This is a genomic window from Hymenobacter psychrophilus, from assembly GCF_900107135.1.
Taxonomy (GTDB): domain Bacteria; phylum Bacteroidota; class Bacteroidia; order Cytophagales; family Hymenobacteraceae; genus Hymenobacter; species Hymenobacter psychrophilus.
In genome coordinates this window covers 45941-69519 of the sequence record NZ_FNOV01000012.1, presented here as the reverse complement: position 1 = coordinate 69519, position 23579 = coordinate 45941, and the positions used below count along the sequence as shown (strand labels likewise).

Annotated in this window: 19 protein-coding genes; 13 read left to right on the top strand and 6 right to left on the bottom strand. The window is 58.5% G+C overall.

All coding sequences use genetic code 11. The features are described from left to right. Nucleotides 1-214 precede the first annotated feature (214 nt). The 4 genes from BLW21_RS17025 to BLW21_RS17010 all read left to right on the top strand — a co-directional run bounded on the left by BLW21_RS17025 (nucleotide 215) and on the right by BLW21_RS17010 (nucleotide 3428). On the top strand, nucleotides 215-958 hold the full coding sequence (locus BLW21_RS17025) for a YiaD family glycine zipper/OmpA-like lipoprotein (RefSeq protein ID WP_245711943.1): 744 nt from the start codon (nucleotides 215-217) through the stop codon (nucleotides 956-958). A 451-nt stretch (nucleotides 959-1409) separates the two neighbouring features. Next, a complete protein-coding gene (locus BLW21_RS17020) occupies nucleotides 1410-1670 on the top strand; it encodes a YMGG-like glycine zipper-containing protein (protein WP_217633886.1) in 261 nt (86 codons plus the stop codon). A 182-nt stretch (nucleotides 1671-1852) separates the two neighbouring features. Then, entirely contained in the window at nucleotides 1853-2557 is a 705-nt protein-coding gene (locus tag BLW21_RS17015) for a YiaD family glycine zipper/OmpA-like lipoprotein (RefSeq protein WP_092742298.1), read from the top strand. A gap of 109 nt (nucleotides 2558-2666) precedes the next feature. Beyond that, the gene (locus BLW21_RS17010) at nucleotides 2667-3428 is read left to right on the top strand and encodes an endonuclease III domain-containing protein (RefSeq protein ID WP_092742296.1); all 762 of its coding nucleotides are present in this window, start codon (nucleotides 2667-2669) and stop codon (nucleotides 3426-3428) included. A gap of 2 nt (nucleotides 3429-3430) precedes the next feature. On the opposite strand, the gene BLW21_RS17005 is transcribed toward BLW21_RS17010, so the two are convergent. Further along, nucleotides 3431-3991: a hypothetical protein gene (locus tag BLW21_RS17005; protein WP_092742293.1), complete on the bottom strand. Its 561-nt coding sequence runs from the start codon at nucleotides 3989-3991 to the stop codon at nucleotides 3431-3433. Between the two features lie 43 nt (nucleotides 3992-4034). On the opposite strand from BLW21_RS17005, the gene BLW21_RS17000 reads away from it, so the two are divergent. Both BLW21_RS17000 and BLW21_RS16995 read left to right on the top strand, forming a co-directional pair. Beyond that, a complete protein-coding gene (locus BLW21_RS17000) occupies nucleotides 4035-5018 on the top strand; it encodes a radical SAM protein (protein WP_092742291.1) in 984 nt (327 codons plus the stop codon). 141 nt (nucleotides 5019-5159) lie between these two features. Beyond that, nucleotides 5160-5705, top strand: coding sequence for a gamma carbonic anhydrase family protein (locus BLW21_RS16995; RefSeq protein WP_092742288.1), 546 nt, complete (start codon nucleotides 5160-5162; stop codon nucleotides 5703-5705). Nucleotides 5706-5799: 94 nt separating this feature from the next. Here BLW21_RS16995 and BLW21_RS16990 read toward each other — a convergent pair whose 3' ends face one another. Further along, a complete protein-coding gene (locus BLW21_RS16990) occupies nucleotides 5800-7131 on the bottom strand; it encodes a hemolysin family protein (protein ID WP_175471022.1) in 1332 nt (443 codons plus the stop codon). Between the two features lie 225 nt (nucleotides 7132-7356). Between BLW21_RS16990 and BLW21_RS16985 the strand changes: the two genes are divergently transcribed. The 3 genes from BLW21_RS16985 to BLW21_RS16975 all read left to right on the top strand — a co-directional run bounded on the left by BLW21_RS16985 (nucleotide 7357) and on the right by BLW21_RS16975 (nucleotide 11751). Continuing rightward, nucleotides 7357-9582, top strand: a complete 2226-nt coding sequence (locus BLW21_RS16985; protein WP_092742285.1) for a protein-disulfide reductase DsbD family protein — start codon at nucleotides 7357-7359, stop codon at nucleotides 9580-9582. A 552-nt stretch (nucleotides 9583-10134) separates the two neighbouring features. Then, entirely contained in the window at nucleotides 10135-10620 is a 486-nt protein-coding gene (locus BLW21_RS16980; RefSeq protein WP_092742282.1) for an AsnC family transcriptional regulator, read from the top strand. Nucleotides 10621-10785: 165 nt separating this feature from the next. Next, nucleotides 10786-11751, top strand: a complete 966-nt coding sequence (locus BLW21_RS16975; RefSeq protein WP_092742278.1) for a TonB family protein — start codon at nucleotides 10786-10788, stop codon at nucleotides 11749-11751. Nucleotides 11752-11868: 117 nt separating this feature from the next. Here BLW21_RS16975 and trxA read toward each other — a convergent pair whose 3' ends face one another. Next, on the bottom strand, nucleotides 11869-12198 hold the full coding sequence (gene trxA, locus BLW21_RS16970; RefSeq protein ID WP_092742274.1) for a thioredoxin: 330 nt from the start codon (nucleotides 12196-12198) through the stop codon (nucleotides 11869-11871). 456 nt (nucleotides 12199-12654) lie between these two features. Between trxA and BLW21_RS16965 the strand changes: the two genes are divergently transcribed. Further along, nucleotides 12655-13125, top strand: coding sequence for a DUF2382 domain-containing protein (locus tag BLW21_RS16965; RefSeq protein WP_092742271.1), 471 nt, complete (start codon nucleotides 12655-12657; stop codon nucleotides 13123-13125). A 41-nt stretch (nucleotides 13126-13166) separates the two neighbouring features. After that, nucleotides 13167-14018: a YsnF/AvaK domain-containing protein gene (locus BLW21_RS16960; RefSeq protein WP_245711942.1), complete on the top strand. Its 852-nt coding sequence runs from the start codon at nucleotides 13167-13169 to the stop codon at nucleotides 14016-14018. Between the two features lie 156 nt (nucleotides 14019-14174). On the opposite strand, the gene dnaE is transcribed toward BLW21_RS16960, so the two are convergent. From dnaE to BLW21_RS16945, 3 genes are all read right to left on the bottom strand, one after another. After that, nucleotides 14175-17858 (bottom strand): DNA polymerase III subunit alpha, encoded by a 3684-nt coding sequence (gene dnaE / locus BLW21_RS16955; protein ID WP_092742621.1) that lies wholly within the window; start codon nucleotides 17856-17858, stop codon nucleotides 14175-14177. 135 nt (nucleotides 17859-17993) lie between these two features. After that, nucleotides 17994-19352, bottom strand: a complete 1359-nt coding sequence (locus BLW21_RS16950) for a bZIP transcription factor (protein WP_092742268.1) — start codon at nucleotides 19350-19352, stop codon at nucleotides 17994-17996. A 97-nt stretch (nucleotides 19353-19449) separates the two neighbouring features. Continuing rightward, nucleotides 19450-20640 carry a thioredoxin family protein gene (locus BLW21_RS16945; RefSeq protein WP_139255272.1) on the bottom strand — a complete coding sequence of 397 codons (1191 nt, stop codon included), beginning with the start codon at nucleotides 20638-20640 and terminating at the stop codon, nucleotides 19450-19452. 137 nt (nucleotides 20641-20777) lie between these two features. Here BLW21_RS16945 and BLW21_RS16940 point away from each other — a divergent pair, with 137 nt between their 5' ends. Both BLW21_RS16940 and BLW21_RS16935 read left to right on the top strand, forming a co-directional pair. Then, nucleotides 20778-22643, top strand: a complete 1866-nt coding sequence (locus BLW21_RS16940; RefSeq protein ID WP_092742262.1) for an ABC transporter ATP-binding protein — start codon at nucleotides 20778-20780, stop codon at nucleotides 22641-22643. 142 nt (nucleotides 22644-22785) lie between these two features. Beyond that, entirely contained in the window at nucleotides 22786-23346 is a 561-nt protein-coding gene (locus BLW21_RS16935; protein ID WP_092742259.1) for a hypothetical protein, read from the top strand. Nucleotides 23347-23579 lie beyond the last annotated feature (233 nt).

Genomic DNA, 23579 nt, shown 5'->3' with positions numbered 1-23579 from the left:
AGCATCTCCGGCTTGATTTTCGGCAAGCTTTTTGGAAAGAAGCCCGCCAGATGCGCTGTAGGCGCTTCGGACGGGCTTCCGGCCTGTATGGCTACTCGGAACCCGTGCCTGGGTATAGATAAGCATCTATATTTGCCGAACTTTTTTTCTCAAACCTAGTAAGTACCTCTGACCAGGTAAACTGACTCTTTCTCTCACCATTCTGTTGAATTTTATGACTTCTCGCAATTCGCTTTACACCCTGCTGATGGCGCTGGTGATGTTCATGGCATCCTGTGCTACGTCCCAGCCCCGCAACCCCAATATTCCGGAAGCTGATACCAACGGCACGGGTCCCCGTAGCACGGGCATGAGCAAAACGGCCAAAGGTGGCCTGCTCGGCGCGGGTGGCGGCGCAATAGTAGGCGGTGTGCTGGGCCGTGTAATCGGTGGCAAAGGCGGCACGGCCGCTGGTGCTATCATTGGTGCTGCTGTGGGCGGCACGGGTGGTGCCCTCATCGGCCGCAAAATGGATAAGCAAGCCGAAGAACTGCAAAAGGATATGCAGAACGCCAAGGTTGAGCGCGTAGGCGAAGGCATCAAAATTACCTTCGACTCGGGCATCCTCTTCGACACTAACAAGAGCGACCTGCGCGCTGCTTCGATGACCGAAATCCAGAAGATGACCGAGACGTTGAAGAAGTACCCCGACACCAACATTCTGGTGGAAGGCCACACCGATGCTTCGGGTTCCGATGCTATTAACAATCCGCTTTCGCAGCGCCGGGCCCAGGCCGTGGCCAACTACACGATTGGCCAGGGCGTTGATGCCAGCCGCGTGAGCACCCAGGGCTACGGTTCGACCCAGCCCATTGCTGATAACACGACCGAAGCCGGAAAGCAGGCTAACCGTCGGGTTGAAATTGCCATCTTCGCCAACGAGAAGATGAAGAAGGCCGCCGAAAACGGTACGCTGTAACTAAAAGCCGGGCTTTCATTGCCTGCTTTGACAAAAAAGCCCCCTCGTTGAGGGGGCTTTTTTTGTTCCTGCCTTACAACCCCGATGCCACGGCCGGAAACTACTGTTGCAGCGCTGCTGTGCCCACCGAAAATTATGTCTTCAAATTCTGCTATCCATGGCGGTGTTGGCATGGTTCATTGCATTAAGAAAATCTGTCAGGCATCCGGAAAGCGGCCGGAACTCACCTTGAAGACAGTCAGGTACTACCAAGGCAGGGGTGCCCAAAAGTGCAATAGCTGCGGCCCGGCCTAACGGAAACTGCCAACCCAAGCATGACCGGGAACGTTAAAATATCTGTCATCAGTTTGGCGGCCTCTGGGCTGCGTGCCCCTTGTACAGGGCGAGCCGCAGTCCAGAGGCCGCCAAACCGAGCGTTTATCCCGTTCACTAAAAATTACCGACCATGAAAATGATCAGATGGACCTTTACGCTGCTGATTGCAGCTTTGATGATGAGTTGCTCGACTTACCGCAACGCCAACGATACGGGCAAAGGAGCCATTATCGGGGGTGGTAGCGGCGCGGCGGCCGGTGCAGTTATTGGTGGCGGCACAGGTGCCATTATTGGGGGTGCCGTAGGTGCTGGTGCTGGTGCGGTTATCGGCAACGAAAAGCAGAAGCGCAAGGACGAGCGTCGGCGCGTCAAGGAAGCCAACAACCAGAACCTGTAAGGGCGCCGCAACACGCGGCTTACAGGAGGCTGCTTTCAAAAACAGATTGTGCTTATTCCCAGGCCCATTCGCTACCAGCGAGTGGGCCCGGGCTATTTCTGGCAGGATGGTTGTTAAGCGGCCTCCGACCCGTCGCCAGTTGGCTGGCCCGGTTTTTCTTCACTTCTCTCTCTCTCTTTCCAATGACCAATCTTCGCTCCTTATTCGTGCTGCTGCTGGCCGTACTGCTGCTAGGTGGCAATTTCGCCGAGGCACAAACCACTAAAGAGAAAAAGCCTTGGAGCAAAACCGCTAAAGGCGGTATAATTGGCGGCTTGGGCGGAGCCGCCGGTGGGGCTATTCTGGGCCGCGTGATTGGCGGTAAGTCGGGCACAGCCAAGGGTGCTATCATCGGGGCCGCCGTGGGCGGGGCCGGGGGCGCGCTCATCGGACGCCGGATGGACAAACAGGCCGCCGAACTGCAGCGCGAAATGGCCGGTGCCACTGTCGAGCGGGTAGGCGAGGGCATCAAAATTACCTTCGACTCGGGATTACTGTTTGCCAAGAACTCGTCGAGTCTGACGGCTGCAGCCCAGAACAACATCCAGGAACTGGCCAAAACGCTCGTGAAGTACGGCGACACCAACGTGATTGTGGAAGGCCACACCGACACGAGCGGCTCCGACGCTGTAAACAACCCGCTTTCGCAGCGCCGGGCCCAAGCCGTGGCCAACTACACCCAACAGCAGGGCGTGGATGCTTCGCGCTTCACGGTAACGGGCTACGGCTCGAAACAGCCGGTAGCCGACAACTCGACCGAAAGCGGCCGGGTAGCTAACCGCCGGGTGGAAGTGGCTATTTTTGCCAACGAAAAGCTGAAGAAGGCCGCCGAGAAAGGCACTATTTAGGCACCGACTATCGTCTTTTGAAAAGCGGGAGCTTCCTTTCGGGGAGGCCCCCGCTTTTTTGTGGTCCGGCGGGTGCAACCTGCCACCCGGCCAGCCGGTACAACCGCGTATGCCCACAGCCTACACAGCTTCCGCCGCCGAGAAAACCCTGCAGAACTACGCGCAACTGCAACAGTTCTACCCGCCCCTGACGCTCGATAAGCCCCGCCGCTCGCCCATGCGCGAGCTGATTTCGACAGTTCTGTCGCACCGCACCACCCACGCCGATGAGGAACTGGCCTACGACCGGATGCTGGAAACCTTCGGCGACTGGGCCGGGGTGGAAGCGGCCCCGACCCAGGAGCTGGCCCACGCCATCCGCACCACCCGCTGGCCCGATACGCAGGCCCCACGCATTCAGGAAATTCTACGCCGCATAAAAGCCGAGCGGGGCGAGTTTGCGCTGGACTTCCTGGCCGAGTGGCCCACCGACAAGGCCATGAGTTGGCTGCACGACATGCCCGGTATCGGGCTGAAAACGGCTTCGCTGGTGCTGCTCTTCAACTTTCATAAGCCCGTGCTGCCCGTTGATACCCACGTGCACCGCATTGCCCAGCGCGTCGGGATGATTCCGCCCAAAGCCTCGGCCGACAAGGCCCACCAGCTGCTGCTGGCCCAGCTGCCGGCCGATGCGCTGGTGCTGCTCAACTTCCACAAGCACAACTACTGGCACGGCCAGAAAGTGTGCTTCTATGCCAAGCCCGACTGCGCCCGCTGCCCGCTCAAGGGTTTCTGCAACTACTACCTGGAACACCACGGCCCCGCCACACCCGAGGCCTTGGCTGCTACTCCCAATCAATGGAACCTGGCCTGGAGCGAATTAGCGCATTAAAGCTAAGGCAGGCGCTTCAGCCGGACGCTCAGTGAATCTACGAAAGGGCGTAAATAAGCCGGAATGCTCTTTTTATCGGTATCAATCAACCAATGACGCCGGACTCCACCCCGGGTTACCTCCACGTAATACCCACCCTGATCTGCCGCATCAGGGGCACCGATAACATTGGTTTGTTCCGTCAGCAGTTCCGAAGGGAATAAAGCCGGCAAATCTTTCACCTGCTCGTACTGAGCAGCACTGAGCTCTGTAAAGGAGCCGTTGACAGGGGCGCTGCTTCTCGGGTAGGCATCCGTCGTGTTTTCTGCCAGCCGCTTCATTTGGGAGTCTACCAGATAGACTTCCACGCATTTTTCGCCTTCACACTCGCCGAAAAAGCTGCCAAAGACGAGGGTTTGGTTTTCGTCACCTATGACCATGTTTTCATCCTTCTTACAAGCAGAGAGGGCGCAGATTGCCAGACAGATGGTTGCCAGGATGGGCTTGTGCATTTTGGAAGAGCTAAGATTGAAATGAGCGTCAAATTCAATAGCAAGATCCCCGCACGCAAAGGAAGGTTGCATGCACCACAGCAAAAGCTATGCGGTCCGTTCTACCTTTACTGCCATGCGTCTTGTTCGTCATCCGGTTCTGTGCAACTACTACGTTACCTACCGGTGCAACGCCAAGTGCTCGTTCTGTGATATTTGGGAGAAGCCTTCGCCTTATATTACCCTCGAAGACGTAACCCGGAACCTGCACGACCTGAAACGGCTGGGCGTGTCGGTGGTGGATTTTACGGGCGGTGAGCCGCTGCTGCACCGCCAGATCCATGAGTTTGTGGGGCTGGCCCACAACATGGGCTTTATCACGACGCTGACCACTAACTGTCTGCTCTATCCCAAATATGCCGAGCGGCTGCGGGGCAAGGTGGATATGCTGCATTTCTCGCTTGATTCGTCGGAGAAGGAAGTGCACGACCGGGGGCGTGGCGTGGCTTGCTTCGATTTCGTGCTCGAAAGCATTCGGGTGGCCCGCGAGCTGGGCGAGCGGCCCGACGTGCTGTTCACGGTGTTCCGCCAGAACCTGGCCGATCTGGAGCGCGTGTACGAGCAGATTACGCAGCCCAACGGGCTGGTTCTCATTCTCAACCCCGCCTTCGAGTATGGCGACGTGGAAACCGGCGAGCAGCTTACCCCCGAGGAGCTGGACTACCTCTCGGCCTTCGGCAAGCGCAAGGGCGTGTACCTCAACGAAGCTTTCATCCAGTTGCGGCGCGATGGGGGCAACCACGTAGCCGACCCGGTGTGCCGGGCCGCCAGCACCACGCTGGTCGTGTCGCCCTCCAACGAGCTGGTGCTGCCCTGCTACCACCTGGGCGAAAAAAAATTCCCCATTGAAGGCCGCCTGTTCGACCTCTATAACTCGGCCGAAGTGCAGCAGCTGGCCGCCCTCGAAGGCCGGCTGCCCGCCTGCGAAGGCTGCACCATCAATTGCTATATGCAGCCCAGCTTCGCCGTCGAAACCAGTAAATACTTCTGGAAGGCCCTGCCCAGTACCATTAAATATAACTGGGAGAAAGGTACCTGGAAGCGGATGCTGACGCGGTGAACTGATGATATGGTGAGCTGACGTTCCGGCAGTCCGGGGCTTCAGTGACGCCACATGTTTTAAGCTGAAGTCAACGTCAGCAAACGGCCCGTTACTCCCCTGGAGCCATAAAACTTCTAACTTCTAACTTCTCACCACCACATGCCTCTCATTCTGCCCGTTCAGGGAAAACACCCGCAGCTGGGCCCAGATTGTTTCGTAGCTGACAACGCGACTATTGTGGGCGATGTGATGCTGGGCCGCGCCTGCACCGTGTGGTTCGGGGCCGTAGTGCGCGGCGACGTGAACTCGATTGTCATCGGCGACCAGACCAACATCCAGGACGGGGCAGTGTTACACTGCACCTACCAGAAGGCAGCCACGGTGATAGGGGCGCGCGTAAGCATCGGCCACCGGGCCATTGTGCACGGCTGCACCGTGGAGGATGACGTGCTGATTGGCATGGGGGCTATTGTAATGGACCATGCCGTAGTGGGTGCCGGCTGCATCGTGGCGGCCGGGGCAGTGGTGCTGGAAAACATGCACTGCGAGCCGGGCTACCTGTACGCCGGCGTACCGGCCCGCCGGATTAAGCCCGTTACGGAGGTCCAGCGCGCCAACATCAGCCAGACGGCCGATAACTACGTGCTGTATGCCAGCTGGTTCCAGCCCGATACCACTCAGCCGGAAAACGAAGCTACCACCTGACTCCGGCGCTGCCAGCAGTACCAACCAAAAGCGCCTCCCCGGTCTGGGGAGGCGCTTTTGGTTGATTGAGGCGTAGGGCTAGCGCAGCCAGTGGCTACATATCTGGCATTGCGCCTACTTCGGCTTCCTGCTCCTCGCCGTTGAGCACCCGCAGCTGCACCAGCTCGACGGAGCGGCGTGAGCGTTTGAGTACCCGGAACTCGTAGTTGTCGAGCGTGGCCACGTCGCCTACTTCCGGAATGTTGCCGTAGAGCACGTTGAGCAGGCCACCCACGGTTTCGTAGTCGTCGCCCTCGGGCAGGGGGTAGGGCAGGTGCTCGTTGGCGTCGGGAATGGGCGTGGCGGTATTCACGCGGTAATCGGTTTCCGACACCTTTTCCACCACCGGTACCTCGTTGTCGTACTCGTCCTGGATTTCGCCTACCAGCTCCTCCATGATGTCTTCAATCGTGACGATGCCCGACACGCCGCCGAACTCGTCGCTGACGATGGCCATATGCATGTGCTTGCGCTGGAACTGGCGTAGCAGGCGGTTGATTTTCTTGGTTTCGGGCACGAAGTAGGCCGGGCGCATGGTTTTAGCCAGATCCAGCGGCTCGTGTCGCCGGATAATCTGGAGCAAATCCTTCACGTAGAGCACCCCCACAATGTTGTCGATGTTCTCTTCGTAGACCGGAATGCGCGAGAAGCCTTCATTATAGACCATTTCCAGCACTGCATCTTCGCTGGTGTTTACATCGATGGCCGAAATACGGGTGCGGGGCACCATAATCTGCTTCACCATGCGGTCGTTGAACTCGAACACATTTTCGAGTAGCTCGTGCTCCGACTCCTGAATTTCCCCGCTCTGCTTGCTCTGCCCGAGCAGCATACGCAGCTCTTCGCTGGTGTGCACCTCAGCCTCGTGCAACGACGCTACCCCGAAAACGCGCAGCACAATATTGGACATGCGGTCGAGTACCCAGATGAAGGGAAACGTAAGAAAGGCAAAGGCCCGCAGCGGAATGGCAATGGCCAGGCTGGTGGCTTCAGGCTTCTGAATGGCCAGTACCTTAGGCGCCTGCTCGCCGAGCACGATATGCAGTACGGTGATGAGCGAAAACGACGTGACAATGGCTATCTGATGCACGAGCGTGGGCGAAACCACGAGGCCGAGCTTGGCGATAATCGTCATGATAACCTCGGCCACTACACTTTCGCCAATCCAACCCAGGGCCAGCGAGGCCAGCGTAATGCCGAGCTGGCAGGCCGAGAGGTAGTGGTTCATCTCGTGCAGCATGCCCTGCAGCAGCTGCGCAATGCGGTTGCCACTCTGCGCTTTTAGCTCAATCTGGGAGAGCCGGACTTTGACGAAAGCAAATTCGGCGGCCACGAAAAATCCATTGGCGGCAACCAGCAGGATAGTCAGTAATATTTTTAAGCCCATAGGTGCGGATGGCAGGCTCAACCGGCCCGATCATCCTTTATACTGCGAAAGTACGACATTCGACCCAAGGGGTTGAGTTGAGCCGCGGAATGTCTTCCAACTCAAGCCGCCGCCGGGCCTGTACCCGGCTCCTGTGGGCCGGGCTAAACCTGGCCGCCGCCTACCTGTTGCCGTTTCTGCCGACCTTTGCAACCAGTTCCGCTTTACCCTCCGCTTTATCTGCCCATGATTCGTCATTTTCTGCTCTTACCGCTGCTGCTACTGGCGCTGCTTCTGCCCACAGGGCTGCGGGCGCAGGTGCTACAGCCCACAAAACTCACTGCCACCCTAAGCCAGCCCACGGCCAAAGTGGGCGAGCAGGTCGAGCTCATCATCAATGCCCGCATCGAAGCCACCTGGCACCTGTACGCCACCAACTTCGACCCCGACCTGGGGCCCACGGTGTTCAGCCTGCAGTTCACAAAAAGCCCGGCCTACGAGCTGGTCGGGCCGCCTAAATCGGTGGGCGAAACCAAGCACTACGACGACGTATTCAAGGGTGACGTAACGTACTTTGAGCGCACCGGCCAGATTCGGCAGCGCATTCGGGTGCTGCAGCCCGGCCCGTTGGTTGTTCGGGCCGAGGCCGAGTTCCAGAGCTGCACCGATGTCGACGGCCGCTGCATTCCGGGCGACGCCAGCCTGAGCTTCGGCCCGCTGCAGGTAACGGGTACCGCTGTCGCGCCGACGGCGGCGCCCCCCGCAGTCGCAACCACACCGGCCCCCAACCCACCGGGTACCGCCGTTGCACCGGCTGCCACCACTACCAGCCCGGCCCTCACCGACGACCCTGCTACCACTGTGGGCACTGCGGCAACTGCGGCCGGCAACGACACCCTGAACGTGACTGATGGCAGCGTTGCCGTGGTGGCGGCCGGGGCGGGCGCGCCAACGGCCAGCGGAGCCGCCGTGGCCGCCACTACGGCGGTCGAGTCGGCGGGCGGGCTATGGGGCTTTGCCTTCGCCGCGTTCATATTTGGCCTCGGCGCTTTGCTCACGCCCTGCGTGTTTCCGCTGATTCCGATGACGGTTTCGTTTTTTACCAGCGGCTCCGACAGCCGCCAGCGGGGTATCCTGAAGGCTGCCGTGTACGGGCTCAGCATCATCGTTATTTACGTGCTGATTGGCGTAGTAGTATCGGCGCTGCTGGGCGAAGACGGCCCCAACCTGATTGCCACGCACTGGCTGCCCAACCTGCTGTTTTTTGTGGTGTTCGTGGTATTCGGCCTCTCCTTTCTGGGGCTGTTCGAAATCACGCTGCCCCACAGTATGGTAAACAAGATTGATGCCCAGGCCGACAAGGGCGGCTGGGCAGGCGTGTTTTTCATGGCCCTGACCCTGGTGCTGGTGTCGTTTTCCTGCACCGGCCCCATTGTGGCCACTATTCTGGGCCTGGCGGCCCGGGGCGAGCGGGTGGCCCCGGTGGTAGGTATGCTGGGCTTCTCGCTGGCCTTCGCGCTGCCCTTCACCTTGTTTGCCATCTTCCCGGCCTGGCTGAAAAGCCTGCCCCGCTCGGGCGGCTGGCTGAACACGGTGAAAGTGACGCTGGGCTTCGTGGAGTTGATGCTGGCCCTCAAATTCCTGAGTATGGCCGATCTGGCCTACCACTGGAACCTGCTGCCGCGCGACATCTATCTGGTGCTCTGGATTGCCCTCTCGGGTATGTTGGGCCTGTACCTGCTGGGCCGCTTCAAACTCTCCCACGATTCCGAGCTGGCGCACCTGAGCGTGGGCCGGCTGCTGATGGCCGTACTGGCCTTTAGTTTCATGACCTACCTGGTGCCGGGCCTGTTTGGGGCGCCGTTGCCGCTGCTGGCCGGCTACCTGCCACCCCAAAGCCGCACCGACTTTATGGTGGCTACCGCAGGCTCGGCAACGACCGCCGCCGCTGATGCTGTGCCCGTAGCCGGCTGCGAGCCGCCCCGCTACGCCGAGTTTCTGGAGCTGCCCCACGGCCTGTCGGGCTACTTCGATCTGGAGCAGGCCCGCCGTTGCGCCCAGGCCCAGAACAAGCCCCTGTTCATCGACTTCACCGGCCATGCCTGCGTGAACTGCCGCAAAATGGAAGCCACCGTTTGGAGCGACCCGCAGGTGTTACGCCGCCTGCGCGAAGATTTTGTGGTAGTGGCCCTCTACGTCGACGACAAAACCGAACTGCCGGCCCAGGAAGTGTACACTTCTGCCCACGACGGCAAACAAAAAAGCACACTGGGCAAGAAAAACGCCGATCTGCAGATAACCGGCTTCAACATGAACGCCCAGCCCTACTACGTGCTGCTCGACCCCAACGCGCCCGCCAACCAGGCGGGGGTGCTGGCTCCGCCGATTGGCTACGAGCCCGATGCGGCCGCTTTCGTCCGTTTCCTGGATGCCGGTCTGGCCCGTTACCGCCAGCAGCAGGCCGGCCGCTAACCTGCAGGCCGCGGAAGGTCAAAATAAAAGCTCCCGGCTACGTGCCGGGAGCTTTTATTTTGAAATATCAAATGGATTTGCCGCTTAAATAGCTGACCTTTGCGCCCGGTTTTGGTACTCTGGTGCCAGTTTCGCGGAAAACAGGCTAGCTGAGTTGAAATATTATAACATGAAAAAAGAAGGCGGCACCCACCCAGATGCCGCCTCTCAATTCAGAACGTACCCACCCAGATACGTCCCGGTATTCCCATCCCCACTTTGTTCCACCAAGTCGTTGTTGCTGTAGAAGAAGGAGTCGAACCTTCACGAAGTAGTTAGTCGGCCGCCGGACCAATTTCTTCCAAATCTTCACCCCCGAGAGAGGAGGGCATGTCTGCCAGTTTCATCATTCTACAGTATTAAACTACCCCCACACCGATTGTGTTGGATTGCGACAAATGTAGAAAATATATCACTATGGTGGAATAAGTCAAGACGTTTTGGATAAAAATTTACACTATTTTTAAACAAAAAGCCGTTTGTTTAGAATATACATAATCAAAATTGAAAATAATGGCACGCAATTACGAACTTGACGACACTGATCGGAAGATCCTGGCTTTGCTTATCGACGACGCCAAAACCCCATATACCGAGATAGCCCGCAAGGTGCATGTTTCGGGTGGTACGGTGCATGTGCGCATGGCCCGCCTCGAGGAGTTGGGTATTGTGCAGGGCGCAACGCTCAAAATTGATTACCAGAAGCTGGGTTATGGGGTGCGAGCCTTTCTGGGCATCTATCTGCAGAAAAGCTCGGTGTATGAGGGCGTGGTGAAAGCCCTGCGCGAGATTCCGGAAGTCGTCAGCATTGATTTTACGACCGGCGCCTACGGCATTTTCGCCCGCCTGATTTGCCGCGACACCAACCACCTGCGCGAGGTATTGCACGAGCAGATTCAGCTAATCGATGGGATTGAGCGCACCGAAACGCTCATTTCGCTCGAAGAAGCCTTTAATCGGCCCATCCAGATGCAGGAAATTAAGGAAGACAACGACTAGCTACCAGTGGGCCCACTACTACCAGTGACAGGGCCCGGAGCTGGGGAATAGACAGCGAGTAAGCTAAAATAGTGTTTTAAAAAGAAAAACAGCCAATTAGTTGCCAATTTATTGTAGCTAATCTATATTTCGTAGCCAGTAACTAGCTCCTTATCCTGGCTGCTTATGAGAATTCGTTACGCTTTTCTCTTGCTGACCGTAGGTGCGGCGCGGCTGTGCCACGGCCAGAGCTTACCGGCAGTTTACCTCGACGACCAGAATCGGCCAACTGTACCCGATAGTGCCACGCACTATCGCGTGGTAGAGCGCCGGAATGAGTTGCTGGGCAGCCATGCCATGCGCGAGTTTTCGCTCGCGGGGGAATTGCTGCTTAAAGGCACGCTCACGTCCATCGACCCGCCGGTGCGCAACGGCCCCCTGACCTGGTACCATCCTGAGGGAAGCCGCGCTGCCCAGGTGCATTACCGGGATGATGAAGCCAATGGTCTGTATCTGGGTTGGTATGCGGATGGCCGCGTGAGTCAGCGTGGCGATTACGTAGGCGGCCAGCGGGTGGGGCGTTGGATATCGGTGCACCGCAACGGACAAAAGCGTTCGGAGGGACACTACAACGCCGGCCGGGCGGTAGGCGAGTGGCGCTACTACTACGACACGGGTGAGCTGAGCGCCATTGAGATGCCAGACCGCCAGGGCCGGCCACTGGCATTGGCCTTTTTCAATAAAGATGGCTCGCCCTACATGCAGCCCGTACAGGTGCGCAAAATGCCGCATTTCCCGGGCGGTGAGGCGGCGTTGCTCAGCTTCGTGGCGCGCACCACCACGTACCCACGCGAGGTGCGCCAAAAGGGTATTGTGGGCAATGTGCTGGTAACTTACACGGTGGGCGAAGATGGCCACGTGAGCCAGGTGAGGGTAGCACAAAGCCTCGCCGCCGAGGCCGACCGTGAGGCGCGGCGCGTGGTAGCTAGCTTGCCTCGCTTCGAGCCGGGCCGCGAATACAACCTGCCTACGGCCATGACCTTTACCATCCCTATCTATTTCGGGCCGGGCTTTTCGCTGCTTTCGGGCCTGAAGCCGTCCCAGACGCCACCTTCTGAAGCCCGCGCCGCCGCTCCCGAAGGCACTGACTAAGCAATGCAGTAGCGTGGCTGCCGCTTCCAGCGGCATACTACATAAAGATACCTCCGCTTCGCCGGGCCACTAGGGCCGGCAGAACGGAGGTATCCTCGCTTACTGCGGAGGGCTAAACTATGCCGTTACCTGAGCATCGAGCTTTTGAGCGAGTACGTGCTTGGGCACGGCACCTACCTGCTTGTCTACTACCTGCCCGTTTTTGAACACGAGCAGCGTAGGAATGCTGCGGATGCCGAATTTGGCCGAAGTCTGGGGGTTAGCATCTACGTCGACTTTACCGATAATGGCTTTGCCTTCGTACTCGCCGGCCAGTTCTTCTACCACTGGGCCTACCATGCGGCAAGGACCGCACCACTCGGCCCAGAAATCCACAAGCACAGGCTTGTCGGAGTTGATAATCTGGTCGAAGTTGGCGTCGGTAATTTCAATGGCTTTATGTCCCATGATGAATGTCAGTTTTGGGGTGAAAGTTAGTATGCGGCTATACGGGCCAACAGCCCGCAAGGTAGCAGATTGTGATTCAACAAGGCGCAGCCCGGAAAGTTCGATTGGGGCAAAGACGCCCTGAAGACTCCACGTGAGTCAGCTATAACTCCGCCAGCTGTGGCCCATTGGAGTGGTTCGCAAAAGGCATTTCAGGGCTTGAAGTGGAATAAAAGCCAAAAATTTATCTAACCCGAATTGTATATACTACTTCCGTCGGAGCCTTTACTGTGCACGGTACGTAAAAGGTGCTTTAGGCCGGTTTAACCTGTTTATAGAAGTTTGTTAATATAAAAAGGTCGGCATTAAATAGTGCTATTCCGGGGCGGGCTGATAGTTCGATAGAACTGATATTATATAACGGAAGCTGACTCAAGGCGTATAGAATAGGGTACAAGCTGCTTTCTTCTACCCATTATGAATTCAGATTCTATCGTTTCTTCCGCTGCAGATGAGCCGGACCGGGATGCCCGCCCCGAGCGGCTCGATACTGCTCCGCGCCAATCCGTGGTATTGCCCGTTATTGAGGAGCAGGTGCTGGTAGGGCGGGAGGTAGTGGAAAGTGGCCGCCTGCACATTCGTAAGACGGTGCAGCAGGTAGAGCAGCCGGTGCAGGTTACGCTGCAACATGATGAGGTGCAGGTTGAGCATGTGCCCATCAATCGGTTTGTGGCCGACGACGCGCCGCTACCCGGGAGCCGGCAAGAAGGCGATGTGCTGATTGTGCCCATTCTGCGCGAAGTAGTCGTGACGCGGGTGTTGGTTGTGGAGGAGCTTCGCATCAGCAAACGCGTGGTGGAAGAGCCGTTCATCAGCACCGTGCAGTTGCGCCAGGAGCATATTGAAGTGATGCGCAACTCAACTGACCCGGCAACGCCTGACACCTGACAATAAAACCTTTCTTTTCCAATACTTTATATCCTAATCCCATGAACCAGAATCCCATGAATCAGACCGTAGTAGGAATTTTCGATACCGCCGCTCACGCCAAGCAAGCTGCGCAGCAACTTAAAACCGCTGGTTTCTCGCTCGACGACGTAGATACCATCTCTCGGGACTCGAAAGACGGTAGCAACTATTATAACAGCACCAACACCACCACCGAAGCTGTAGGCGATGCTGCCGGCCGTACCAGCGACAGTATTGGCAACTTCTTCCATAATTTGTTCGGCAACGACGGCGACAATGCTAACCTGTATTCCCACGCGGCGCGCAACAGCAACTCGCTGGTAACAGTACATTGCAAAACGGCGGACCACGCGCACAAAGCTGCCGAAATCCTCGACCGCGCCGGCGCAATCGATGTTAACGAGAAGGCCGGGCAGACTGGCTACAAGGCTAATAATATGGCTTCTGGTTCGGCTGCCACTACTCAGACAGGCAACAACGAGGTGTCGGCCAAGGTAATCGAGGAAAACCTGCAGGTAGGCAAGCGCGTGGAGCAAACCGGTGGAGCCCGCCTGCGTAGCCGCATTGTGGAGCGTCCGGTGGAAGCTAACGTACGGCTGCGGGAAGAGCATGTGAATGTAGAGCGCACGGCCGTAAACCGTCCGGCTACTGAAGCCGACTTCAACGCCTTCAAAGAAGGTGAGGTGGAGGTAACCGAACGTACCGAGCGAGCCGTAGTAGGTAAAGAAGCCCGCGTAGTAGAAGAAGTAACGCTGGGTAAAGAAGTAACCGAGCGCGAAGAAACCATCCGCGACACGGTGCGCAAAACCGAAGTGGATGTTGAGCAGCTCGGTACCAAAGACGTGCGCAACGACAACCGTAAAAACAGCTAAGCCGCATTTTTGCAGCTCAGTTGTAAAAGCAACAGCCCTGTTCGGTTTATCCGGGTGGGGCTGTTGCTTTGCGGCTTATAGAACTACCAGTGCAACCACTGTTACCGTAATTGCAAGAAATTCAGCCTGACCAATTCAATCTGCTATAGCGGCGACTTATATCAACTGGCAGGCCTCAATTTCCATCTCGCGCATCTTGCGGATGAACTCCTTGGGCTCGATGCGGTAGCGGCGGGAGTAGGTATCGACGGCGAGGTGTTCGTGGGGCTCGGCGAACTTGATTTCGAGCTTTTTCGAGCCGGCCGCGCTTTCCACGGCTTCCATGAAACGGTCCATGAAGGGCTCGGTAATGGTGCGCAGGTCCAGCTGCACGCGCACGCCGTTGGCCAGCTTTTCGGCCACGTTGAAGAGGGGCTCCATGGTCATGATCTTAAACTCGAACTGGTCGGAGTCGCGGAAGCGCTGGGCGTACTTGCCCCGGATGAACATGGGCGGCACCTGCTCCTTGTCGTAGTTGCGGGGGTTGATGATGCTGGAAAACTTGGTGTAGTCGTCGCGGAATAGGGCCAGGTTGAGGCTCGAATCGTAGTCTTCAATGTTGAAGCTCACAAAGGGGTGACCCGATTTGGTGGTTTTGAACAGCACGTTGGAAATCAGCCCGGCCACCGTAATGTCGCGGTTCTTGTAGCTCTCAATCTTATCGAGCCCGCAGGTGCAGTAGGAGTCGATTTCGAGCTTGAAGTCGTCGAGCGGGTGCCCCGAGAGGTAGAAGCCGACCACTTCCTTTTCGCGGCGCAGCTTTTCGGTGGGGCTCCAGGGCTCCATGTCCTGAATTTTGGGCATCGGAATGGCCATCTCGCCGCCCCCGCCACCAAATAAACTTTGCTGGGCCGATTCCTTGGCTGCCTGGTGCTGCTGACCCACTTTCATGGCCTTCTCAATCAGGCTCTGGTCGTTGCCCGGGGCTTCCAGAAACTGGCGGCGGTGGTAGCGGTCGAACGAGTCGAAAGCGCCGGCCTGGGCCATGCTCTCGAAGGTTTTCTTGTTCACGGCCCGCAGGTTCACGCGGCGCGAGAAGTCGAAAATGTCGCCGTAGGGTCCGTTCTGGTCGCGCTCCTGCACGATTTCCTCCACGGCGGCCTCGCCCGCGCCCTTCACGGCGGCCATGCCGAAGCGAATCTGGCCCTGCTTGTTCACGTTGAACTTGAGGATGGATTCGTTGACGTCGGGCCCGAGCACGGCCACGTTTTGCTTGCGGGCTTCCTCGATAAAGAACGTCACCTTCTTGATGTCGCCCATGTTGTTGGTGAGCACTGCCGCCATGTACTCGGCCGGGTAGTGGGCCTTGAGGTAGCCGGTCTGGTAAGCTACCAGCGAGTAGGCAGCCGAGTGGGAGCGGTTGAAGCCGTAAGCCGCAAACTTCTCCATCACGTCGAACACCTCGTTGGCCTTTTTGGCCACGATACCGTGGAGCTTCTTGGCGCCCTCGCAGAATTTGTCCCGCTCCTGGGCCATCTTCTTCATGTCCTTCTTACCCATGGCCCGGCGCAGTAAATCGGCCCCGCCGAGCGAGTAGCCAGCCAGAATCTGGGCCGCCTGCATAATCTGCTCCTGGTACACCATAATGCCCTGCGAGTAGTTCAGGATGGGTTCCAGCAACTCGTGCGGGTAATCGACCACTTCGCGGCCGTGCTTGCGGTTGATGAAGTTGGGGATGAACTGCATCGGGCCCGGCCGGTACAGGGCGTTCATGGCAATCAGGTCCTCGATATTGGTGGGCTTGAGGTCCTTGAGGTACATGCGCATGCCCTCGCTCTCGAACTGGAACGTGCCGATGGTGTCGCCGCGCTGGTAGAGCTCGTAGGTTTTGAGGTCGTCAATCGGAATCTCGTCGATGTCGATTTTGACGCCGTGGTTTTTCTCAATCAGGTTGATGGCATCCACAATAATTGTGAGCGTCTTCAGGCCCAGAAAGTCCATTTTGAGCATCCCGGCACTCTCAATCACCTTGCCGTCGAACTGGGTGATGAGCAGCTCCGATTCCTTGGACGTGGAAACGGGGATGTACTTGGTGATGTCGTCGGGGGCGATGATGATGCCGGCGGCGTGGATGCCGGTGTTGCGCACCGAGCCTTCGAGCTGGGTAGCGAGGCGCAAAATGTGGCCCCGCAGGTTGTCGGGCGCGTCGTCGCGCCGAATCATGTCGAGCTCCTGGTTTTCGGCGAAAGCCTTGGTGAGCGTGGTGCCCACCTGGTCGGGCACCATTTTTACGAGGTCGTTGGCCAGGGCCAGGGGCAGATCCATGGCCCGCGACACATCCTTGATGCTCGATTTGGCGGCCATCGTACCAAAGGTGATGATCTGGGCCACCTGGGTCTTGCCGTACTTGCCCACCACGTAGTCGATAACCCGCTGGCGGTTCACGTCGTCGAAGTCGATGTCGATGTCGGGCATCGACACGCGCTCGGGGTTCAGGAAACGCTCGAACAGCAGCGAGTACTTAATGGGGTCGATGTTGGTGATGCCCACGCAGTAGGCCACGGCCGAGCCGGCGGCCGAGCCCCGGCCCGGCCCTATGGCCACGCCATTGTTGCGGCCGTGGTTGATGAAGTCCTGCGTGATGAGGAAGTAGCCGGCAAAGCCCATCGTTTCAATCACGCGCAGCTCGTAGTCCAGGCGCTCCTCAATTTCGGGGGTGCGGTCGGAGTAGCGGCGCTTTTCGCCTTCGAAAGCACCCTTGTAAGTGAGGTGGCGCAGGAAAGCATCGGCGTTGGCGTGCTCGGCCGGAATCGGGAAGTTGGGCAGCAGAATGTCACGCTGCAGCTTGGGCGGCGTGATTTTGTCCACGATTTCGTTCGTGTTGTCTACGCTTTCCGGCACGTCGGCGAACAGGGCGTTCATCTCCGCCTGGTTCTTGAAGTAGAACTGGTCGTTGGCGAAGCCGAAGCGCGACTTGGGCCGGGGGGCCTGGGCCTCCTCGTCGATGCGCTGGAGTTGGCGGCGCACGGTGGCATCCTGGCCGGCCAGGGGCCGCAGGTTGTCGAGGTGGTCGTAGAGGACCTTGTTGTCCTGGGAAATCAGCCGGAAATACTGGGTCTGGAAGTCGCCGACCGGGATGCTGTGCTCCTCGCCCGTGTTCACGCAGAGCAGAATATCGTGGGGCGCAAAGTCTGTCTGGTCGACGTAGTGCGAGTCGTTGGTGCAGATGACCTTGACGTTGTACTTGCGGGCCAGCCCGAGCAGCACCTGGTTCACGTCTTCCTGGCTTTTGCCGGTGCCGTCGAAGTTCATCAGCCCGTGGCGCTGAATCTCGATGTAATAATCGTCCTCGAACACGTCGAGCCACCACTTGAGTAGCTCCTCGGCCTTGGCCTCGCTCTGGAACAATATTGCCTGGGGCAGCTCGGCGCCGATGCAGCAGCTGGTGGCAATCAAGCCCTTGTGGTACTTGAGTAGCAGCTCCCTATCAATGCGCGGAAACTTGCTATACACGCCCTCAATGAAGCTCATCGAGCAGAGCTTGCTCAGGTTGTGGTAGCCGTCCTGGTCCTTGGCCAGCAGCAGCTGGTGGTAGCGCTTGTCCCGCTCGCCCTTTTCGCGGCTGAAGGCCTTTTTGTGGCGGTCTTCCACCATGTAGAACTCGCAGCCCACGATGGGCTTGACGTTGTATTTATTGGCCTCGGCCACAAAGTTGAACGCCCCGAACATGTTGCCGTGGTCGGTGAGGGCCACGGCCGGCATCCCATCGGCCTGGGCCTTCTTCATTAGGCCTGAAATGGAGGCCTGACCATCGAGCAGCGAATATTGGGTGTGCGAGTGAAGGTGCGAGAAAACGGGCATAGACAAGCCGCCAAACACCGTCAGGGCGCGAGGCGTAAGGTAAAGTTACCCACGATTAAGCGGCAAAGGAAAGTTGGAAAAGCAGAGCTTTTTGCGTAGCTAAACAAGTTTCGCCAGAAAGGCGGCTGGGTTTATTCAGATGCCCTCGGCCGGGGCCACTACTGAGTCCATTACCTCGGCGGCCGGCGCGGGGGTGGCGGGTTCCGGGGCCACTTCCCGGGCTGAATCCAGCTGCTCCGAATCAACTTGAATCGTATCGGGCTGAATGTCGAACAGGGTAGGAGCGGCGGCTTCCAGGTTCTCGTCGCCGATGTCGGAACGGTCTTCGCGAGCCGGGCGGCTTGTTTCCGTAGGACCGGCCACCGGACGCGCGTAGTGCTGCACCGCCCAGCCGCCTGCCCCGATACCGCCCAGCAGCACCAGTACCAGCGCCACCCGGGGCCACTGCAGCTGCCACGGTGTTGCGGCCACCGGGCGTGGGGCAATCGGGCCGCTTGCCCGCACCCGTGCCGACTGCGCCGACGAGGCCGGAGCGGTTGTTAGGAGCGTGGCCGCCGCAGGGGCCGTTGCCGGGGCCGAAGTGGACCGGGACTGCAGCTGCGCTACCTGGTGGCCCAGCTGCTGCATTCGGGCTTCCAGTTCCCGGTTGCGGACTTTGGCTTCCTGGCGCGAGGAGGCAATGGCGGCGGCCAGCGCGTTTTTCTCCTGGGTTTCGGCTGCTAACCGGGCTTGCAGGGCGGCCACCTCGGCGGCGGCCGACGGGGTAGCAGCCAGTTGCTGCCGGAGCTGGGCAATGCTTTGCTCGCGGACGGTTTCGCGGGCCTCCATTTGCAGGCGCTGCTGCTCCAGTTCGGCGAATAACTGCTGCCGGAGCTGCTCCAGCCGCTGCTGCTCGGCTGCCGTGTCGGCGGGGGAGGTAGTAGGCGGCGCATCTGCGCCGTAGGGTGGGTCGGCGGGTACATCGGCGGCCCCGAGCCAGTTCCATACCTGCCGGGCTTTCTGTTCCCAGAAGCCTGTGGGCTGGTCTTCAGTTTCCTCTTCCTCATCGGTCAGGCTGGCAGCCCAGGTATGCAGCACTGCTTCCGAAAACGGCAGCGTCAGGGGTAACGCTCGTAGCTGCCGCGGCAGGGCTTCGAGCGTTGTGGCCGGCCAGCCGTCAGGGACAGTTGGGGTAGCGGCCGGATGTTGGTCAACAACAAGTCCCGCAATGGCCGTAGCGAGCACCAAGGGCAGCTCCGGCCAGGTACTCAGCCAGGTTGCCAGCGCTGTTTGCTGCTCCTGGGCCGTAGTGGTGGGTGCCTTGGTGGCTGGTTGCAGCACCACCACCTGGCCCGGCAGCACGGCCACGGCGGGCAGCACCTCCGTTTCCGAAACCGCCAGATTCGCCAGTAGCAGTCCGGTGATGCCGGCGGCTTCCAGCGCGTCGCCGAGGTCTGCAAACCAAGTGGCGGCAGCGGTGTCGGGAAAAGGGGCGAAGGTGAGGCGGTGAAGCATAGAAGATAAAACGGCGGCCGGAACGGTAAAAGTACGCGCCGTAGCGCCGGGCGTTCTATCACTACTGCAGCAGCTGCCGAGTGCGTCCGGCAGCAGCTTACTTTTCCGCTTTGGCGTTGAGGGCCTGCAGCAGCTCCTGAGCTTCTTCCCCCGATTCTTTCTGCAGTTTTGCCTGCTGCAGGGCCGCCTGCGCCGCCGCCCGGGCGGGTGCCTGGCGCCGGGCCTGCAGCAGCAGCTTGGCGTGCAGCAACAGGTTCGCATAGTTGTGCTCCTGCTTCAGCAGCATCGGCATCACCTCCAGCGCCGCCGCCACGGCCTGCTGCTGCTGCTGCGGTCCTTGCTCTTTAGCGAAGTAGTACACATACGTAGCCGTTTTACTTAGCGTGTATTTGTCGGGCGCGGGCAGTTGGCTGTAGCGGCGCGTGGCCCGGGCATAGCGCGCCCAGTCGCGGCGACTTTCCAGAAAGTTGATAGTAGCAAGGCTGTTAGCGCGGGCGGTATCGGCGAAGCTGACTTTGATTAGATGCCGGAGTTGCTGCAAATCCAGATCGTCAGCCTTCTGTCCCGCGTCAAATGCCTGCCGCATCAGAATACGGTCAGCTTTGCGCTGCCGCGCTTCGGCAGGAAACCACGGCGTAAAATCGACTTGGTGAGCCAGGAAATACCTGTCGGTCTGCGGGGTAGAGTATTCAAAAACGTAACGCATATTTTGTTCGTTCCTCAGCTGCGCGGCCGATTGCGTGGCCAGGTACTCGGCCACCACTTGCGCCTGGGTAGTCTGCCTGCGAGTAGGGAAATTCAGCGCGCGGGAGTAGCGGTATAGCAAGTCAGGAGTGCGGCTGCCCAACATATATTGCTGTTGCAGGCTATAAAACGCCGTTTGGGGCGCAAACGCTGCCCGGGCGTCGGCCACAAAATCAGCCGCTGATTTAGCCCCACCGCTGCGATGTAGTGGGTTGCCCGCGGCATCGAGGTAGAGATAAGTCGGAAAGGAGGCAATATCGTAGCGGCGGGTGAAGGCCGTATCCACCTCAATGTTGACCTTGAACGCTACGAAAGTGTCGTTGTAATAGGCCGCAACCGTAGGGTCCCGAAAAGTGCTGCTTTCCATTTCCTTGCAGAAATGGCAGCCGGGCGCATAAGCGTACACGAAGATGGGCCGCTGCGTTTGCCGGGCCTTTGTCAGCGCGGCCTCCCACGAGGCTGGCTCGAAGGCTAAGCTGGCGGTTTGAGCCCGGGCCATGAGGGTAATCAGGCATAGCAGCCCCAGCGTAATCATCCGTTTCATAATCAAGATACTGAAGCCGCCGTTGCCAGCCGCTGGGGAAAGTAAATAACGGTCGTAAGATAGCCGATTTCCCGAACGAAACCTGCCAAAACGGCCGCCTGGGCACCCCGGCCCGAAGTGTGCCGTACAACGGGCCTATGGCTCCTTCTGATTCCTTTTTTGCTAAAAAGCCCCGCCCCGACGGCAAGCCCGCCCTTTCGGTGCGCGAGCGGTTTTCGGCCCTCAAAAACCTGCCGGCCTTTCTGCGCCTCATTTGGCAGACCAGCCCGGTGCTGACGCTGGGCAACGTGGGCCTGCGCCTGCTGCGGGCGGCCCTTCCGGTCGCCATGCTCTACGTGGCCCAGCTCATCCTCGACGCCATCATCGGCCTGAGTAAGCAGCCGGCTGACGCCCGCGAGCTGACGCCCGTGCTCACGCTGGTAGCCCTGGAGTTCGGCCTGGCCATCCTCTCCGACGCGCTGGGCCGCGGCGTGGCCCTGCTCGACTCGCTGCTCGGCGACCTGTTCGCCAACCAGACCTCCATCCGGCTGATGGAACACGCCGCCGAGCTGGATCTGGACCAGTTCGAGGACAGCACCTTCTACGACAAGCTGGAGCGGGCCCGCCGGCAGACGCTGTCGCGTACCGTACTCATGTCGCAGGTGCTCAGCCAGGCCCAGGATGCCATTACGATGGGTTTTCTGGCCGTGGGACTGGTCGCGTTCAACCCCTGGCTGCTGGTGCTGCTGCTGGTGGCCGTGGTGCCGGCGTTTCTGGGCGAGTCGCACTTCAACGAGCGCAGCTACTCGCTGGTGCACGGCTGGACGCCCGAGCGCCGCGAGCTGGACTACCTGCGCCAGACCGGCGCTTCCGATGATACGGCCAAGGAGGTGAAAATCTTTGGCCTCTCCACTTTTCTGACGGACCGGTTCCGCACACTGTCCGACGATTTTTATGCCAAGAACAAGGCGCTGGTGGTGAAGCGGGCCGGCTGGGGCACGTTCTTCGCGGCGGTGGGCGCGGCCGGCTACTACGCGGCCTATGTGTACATTATTATGCAAGCCGTGGCTGGGGTGGTCAGTATTGGCCAGCTCACATTTCTGGCCGGCTCGTTTGCCCGCATGCGGGGCCTGCTCGAAGGGATATTGAGCCGCTTCAGCGCGGTGGCCGAAGGGGCGCTGTACCTGCAGGACTTCTTCGACTTCTTCCGGCTGCAGCCCCGCATCCGCCGCGACGAGAGCCAGCCGGTGCGGCCTTTTCCCAACCCGATTCGCGAAGGCTTCGTGTTTGAAAACGTGGGTTTCCAGTACCGCAACGCCGAGAAGTGGGCCCTGCGGCACCTCAACTTTCACCTGAAGGCCGGCGAAAAGCTGGCGCTGGTGGGCGAGAACGGGGCCGGCAAAACCACGATGGTCAAGTTGCTCTCGCGCCTCTACGACCCCACCGAGGGCCGCATTCTGCTCGATGGCTACGACCTGCGCGAGTACGACCCGCGGGAGCTGCGCCAGGAAATCGGCGTCATTTTCCAGGACTTTGTGCGCTTCCAGCTGCCGGCCGGCCAGAACCTGGCCGTGGGCCGCATCGAGCAGCAGCACAACCGCCCCCGCATCGAGCAGGCCGCCGCTCAAAGCCTCGCCGACTCGGTTATTGCCAAACTGCCCGCTGGCTACGACCAGATGATTGGCCGCCGCTTCAACGGTGGCGTGGATTTGAGCGGGGGCGAGTGGCAGAAGATTGCCCTCGGCCGCGCCTACATGCGCGACGCCCAGCTGCTGATTCTCGACGAGCCCACCGCCGCCCTCGACGCCCGCGCCGAGTACGAGGTATTCCAGCGCTTCAACGACCTGACGCGGGGCAAAACGGCCGTCCTCATCAGCCACCGCTTCAGCACCGTACGCATGGCCGACCGCATTCTGGTTATCGAAAATGGCCAGTTCGTGGAAATCGGCAGCCACGAGGAATTGCTGGCCAAAGGCGGCCGCTACGCCGAGCTGTTCAAGCTCCAGGCCGCCGGGTATCGGTAGCGGGTTAGCGAAACCGGGAAATGTAGCTAAGTTGCGTGAAGCGTACCACCGGTGGTATGCTTGCCGAAAATGAGGATACGCCGAGTTTCGGCAACCGGGATGTTAGCGGTCAGCTTAAAAGGCGATATCACAGACAGAACAAATGACATTTTTATATACAGCAAGAGGCACATACGACAAGACTTATGACGAAGATGGAATGTCGTGGGACAAATATATTGAGTGGTCTAAATTGACACATTTGACAGAACTTGTTTCGCTTGACGGAATGCTAAATGAGATTTTAGTTGAGCCAGATTATGATAATGCAGACGATTGGAATTTTATTTACGTAGTAGAACAATATCTAACAGGCTTTTTTGTGACACTTGACTTTGTATTCAAACGACTGCAAGCAAAAGATAAATTTAACCTTTTAACGGTTGTATTAGAGCCAGACCAAGACTGTAAGAACATAAATATTGACGATTATGAATTTGTTGGTTATGACTTGTTAGACCAAGATTTCAGCATTAGTGCTTTGACAAATTGTGGAGGTTTTGACGAGACATTTTTGCCGACTGACCTAAACGATAAAGGACTAATTGACGACTATATAAAAGCTTATGATATCAAGAAACGACTTTTAGAAAACAACCCAGATGAACATCACGCAGACACAAATGTGATTGCAGTTTGGCGACACAAAACAATTGGACGATGAAAGAAAACTAAATTGACATAAAAAGCCGATCCGCTAACATCGTATTGGCAATAGTGGGGCTGACAGTTGTAAATTCAACATTTGTAATTCTATTGGGCATTTGTACAAATGTTGGGCTGACGTTTTTCAAATGCCCCACCATCGCCAATACCTAAACCGTTAATGGCGAAATAAGCGCGTCACGCCTTCTGCAAATGAAACTGCTTCGAAATAGCCTCCATTCAGTTCCCAAT

Bases quoted from the DNA above. Each gene is read 5' to 3' on its own strand.
- BLW21_RS17025 (WP_245711943.1), top strand. From the start codon at position 215: ATGACTTCTCGCAATTCGCTTTACACCCTGCTGATGGCGCTGGTGATG.
- BLW21_RS17020 (WP_217633886.1), top strand. From the start codon at position 1,410: ATGATCAGATGGACCTTTACGCTGCTGATTGCAGCTTTGATGATGAGT.
- BLW21_RS17015 (WP_092742298.1), top strand. From the start codon at position 1,853: ATGACCAATCTTCGCTCCTTATTCGTGCTGCTGCTGGCCGTACTGCTG.
- BLW21_RS17010 (WP_092742296.1), top strand. From the start codon at position 2,667: ATGCCCACAGCCTACACAGCTTCCGCCGCCGAGAAAACCCTGCAGAAC.
- BLW21_RS17005 (WP_092742293.1), bottom strand. From the start codon at position 3,991: ATGCAACCTTCCTTTGCGTGCGGGGATCTTGCTATTGAATTTGACGCT.
- BLW21_RS17000 (WP_092742291.1), top strand. From the start codon at position 4,035: ATGCGTCTTGTTCGTCATCCGGTTCTGTGCAACTACTACGTTACCTAC.
- BLW21_RS16995 (WP_092742288.1), top strand. From the start codon at position 5,160: ATGCCTCTCATTCTGCCCGTTCAGGGAAAACACCCGCAGCTGGGCCCA.
- BLW21_RS16990 (WP_175471022.1), bottom strand. From the start codon at position 7,131: ATGGGCTTAAAAATATTACTGACTATCCTGCTGGTTGCCGCCAATGGA.
- BLW21_RS16985 (WP_092742285.1), top strand. From the start codon at position 7,357: ATGATTCGTCATTTTCTGCTCTTACCGCTGCTGCTACTGGCGCTGCTT.
- BLW21_RS16980 (WP_092742282.1), top strand. From the start codon at position 10,135: ATGGCACGCAATTACGAACTTGACGACACTGATCGGAAGATCCTGGCT.
- BLW21_RS16975 (WP_092742278.1), top strand. From the start codon at position 10,786: ATGAGAATTCGTTACGCTTTTCTCTTGCTGACCGTAGGTGCGGCGCGG.
- trxA (WP_092742274.1), bottom strand. From the start codon at position 12,198: ATGGGACATAAAGCCATTGAAATTACCGACGCCAACTTCGACCAGATT.
- BLW21_RS16965 (WP_092742271.1), top strand. From the start codon at position 12,655: ATGAATTCAGATTCTATCGTTTCTTCCGCTGCAGATGAGCCGGACCGG.
- BLW21_RS16960 (WP_245711942.1), top strand. From the start codon at position 13,167: ATGAACCAGAATCCCATGAATCAGACCGTAGTAGGAATTTTCGATACC.
- dnaE (WP_092742621.1), bottom strand. From the start codon at position 17,858: ATGCCCGTTTTCTCGCACCTTCACTCGCACACCCAATATTCGCTGCTC.
- BLW21_RS16950 (WP_092742268.1), bottom strand. From the start codon at position 19,352: ATGCTTCACCGCCTCACCTTCGCCCCTTTTCCCGACACCGCTGCCGCC.
- BLW21_RS16945 (WP_139255272.1), bottom strand. From the start codon at position 20,640: ATGAAACGGATGATTACGCTGGGGCTGCTATGCCTGATTACCCTCATG.
- BLW21_RS16940 (WP_092742262.1), top strand. From the start codon at position 20,778: ATGGCTCCTTCTGATTCCTTTTTTGCTAAAAAGCCCCGCCCCGACGGC.
- BLW21_RS16935 (WP_092742259.1), top strand. From the start codon at position 22,786: ATGACATTTTTATATACAGCAAGAGGCACATACGACAAGACTTATGAC.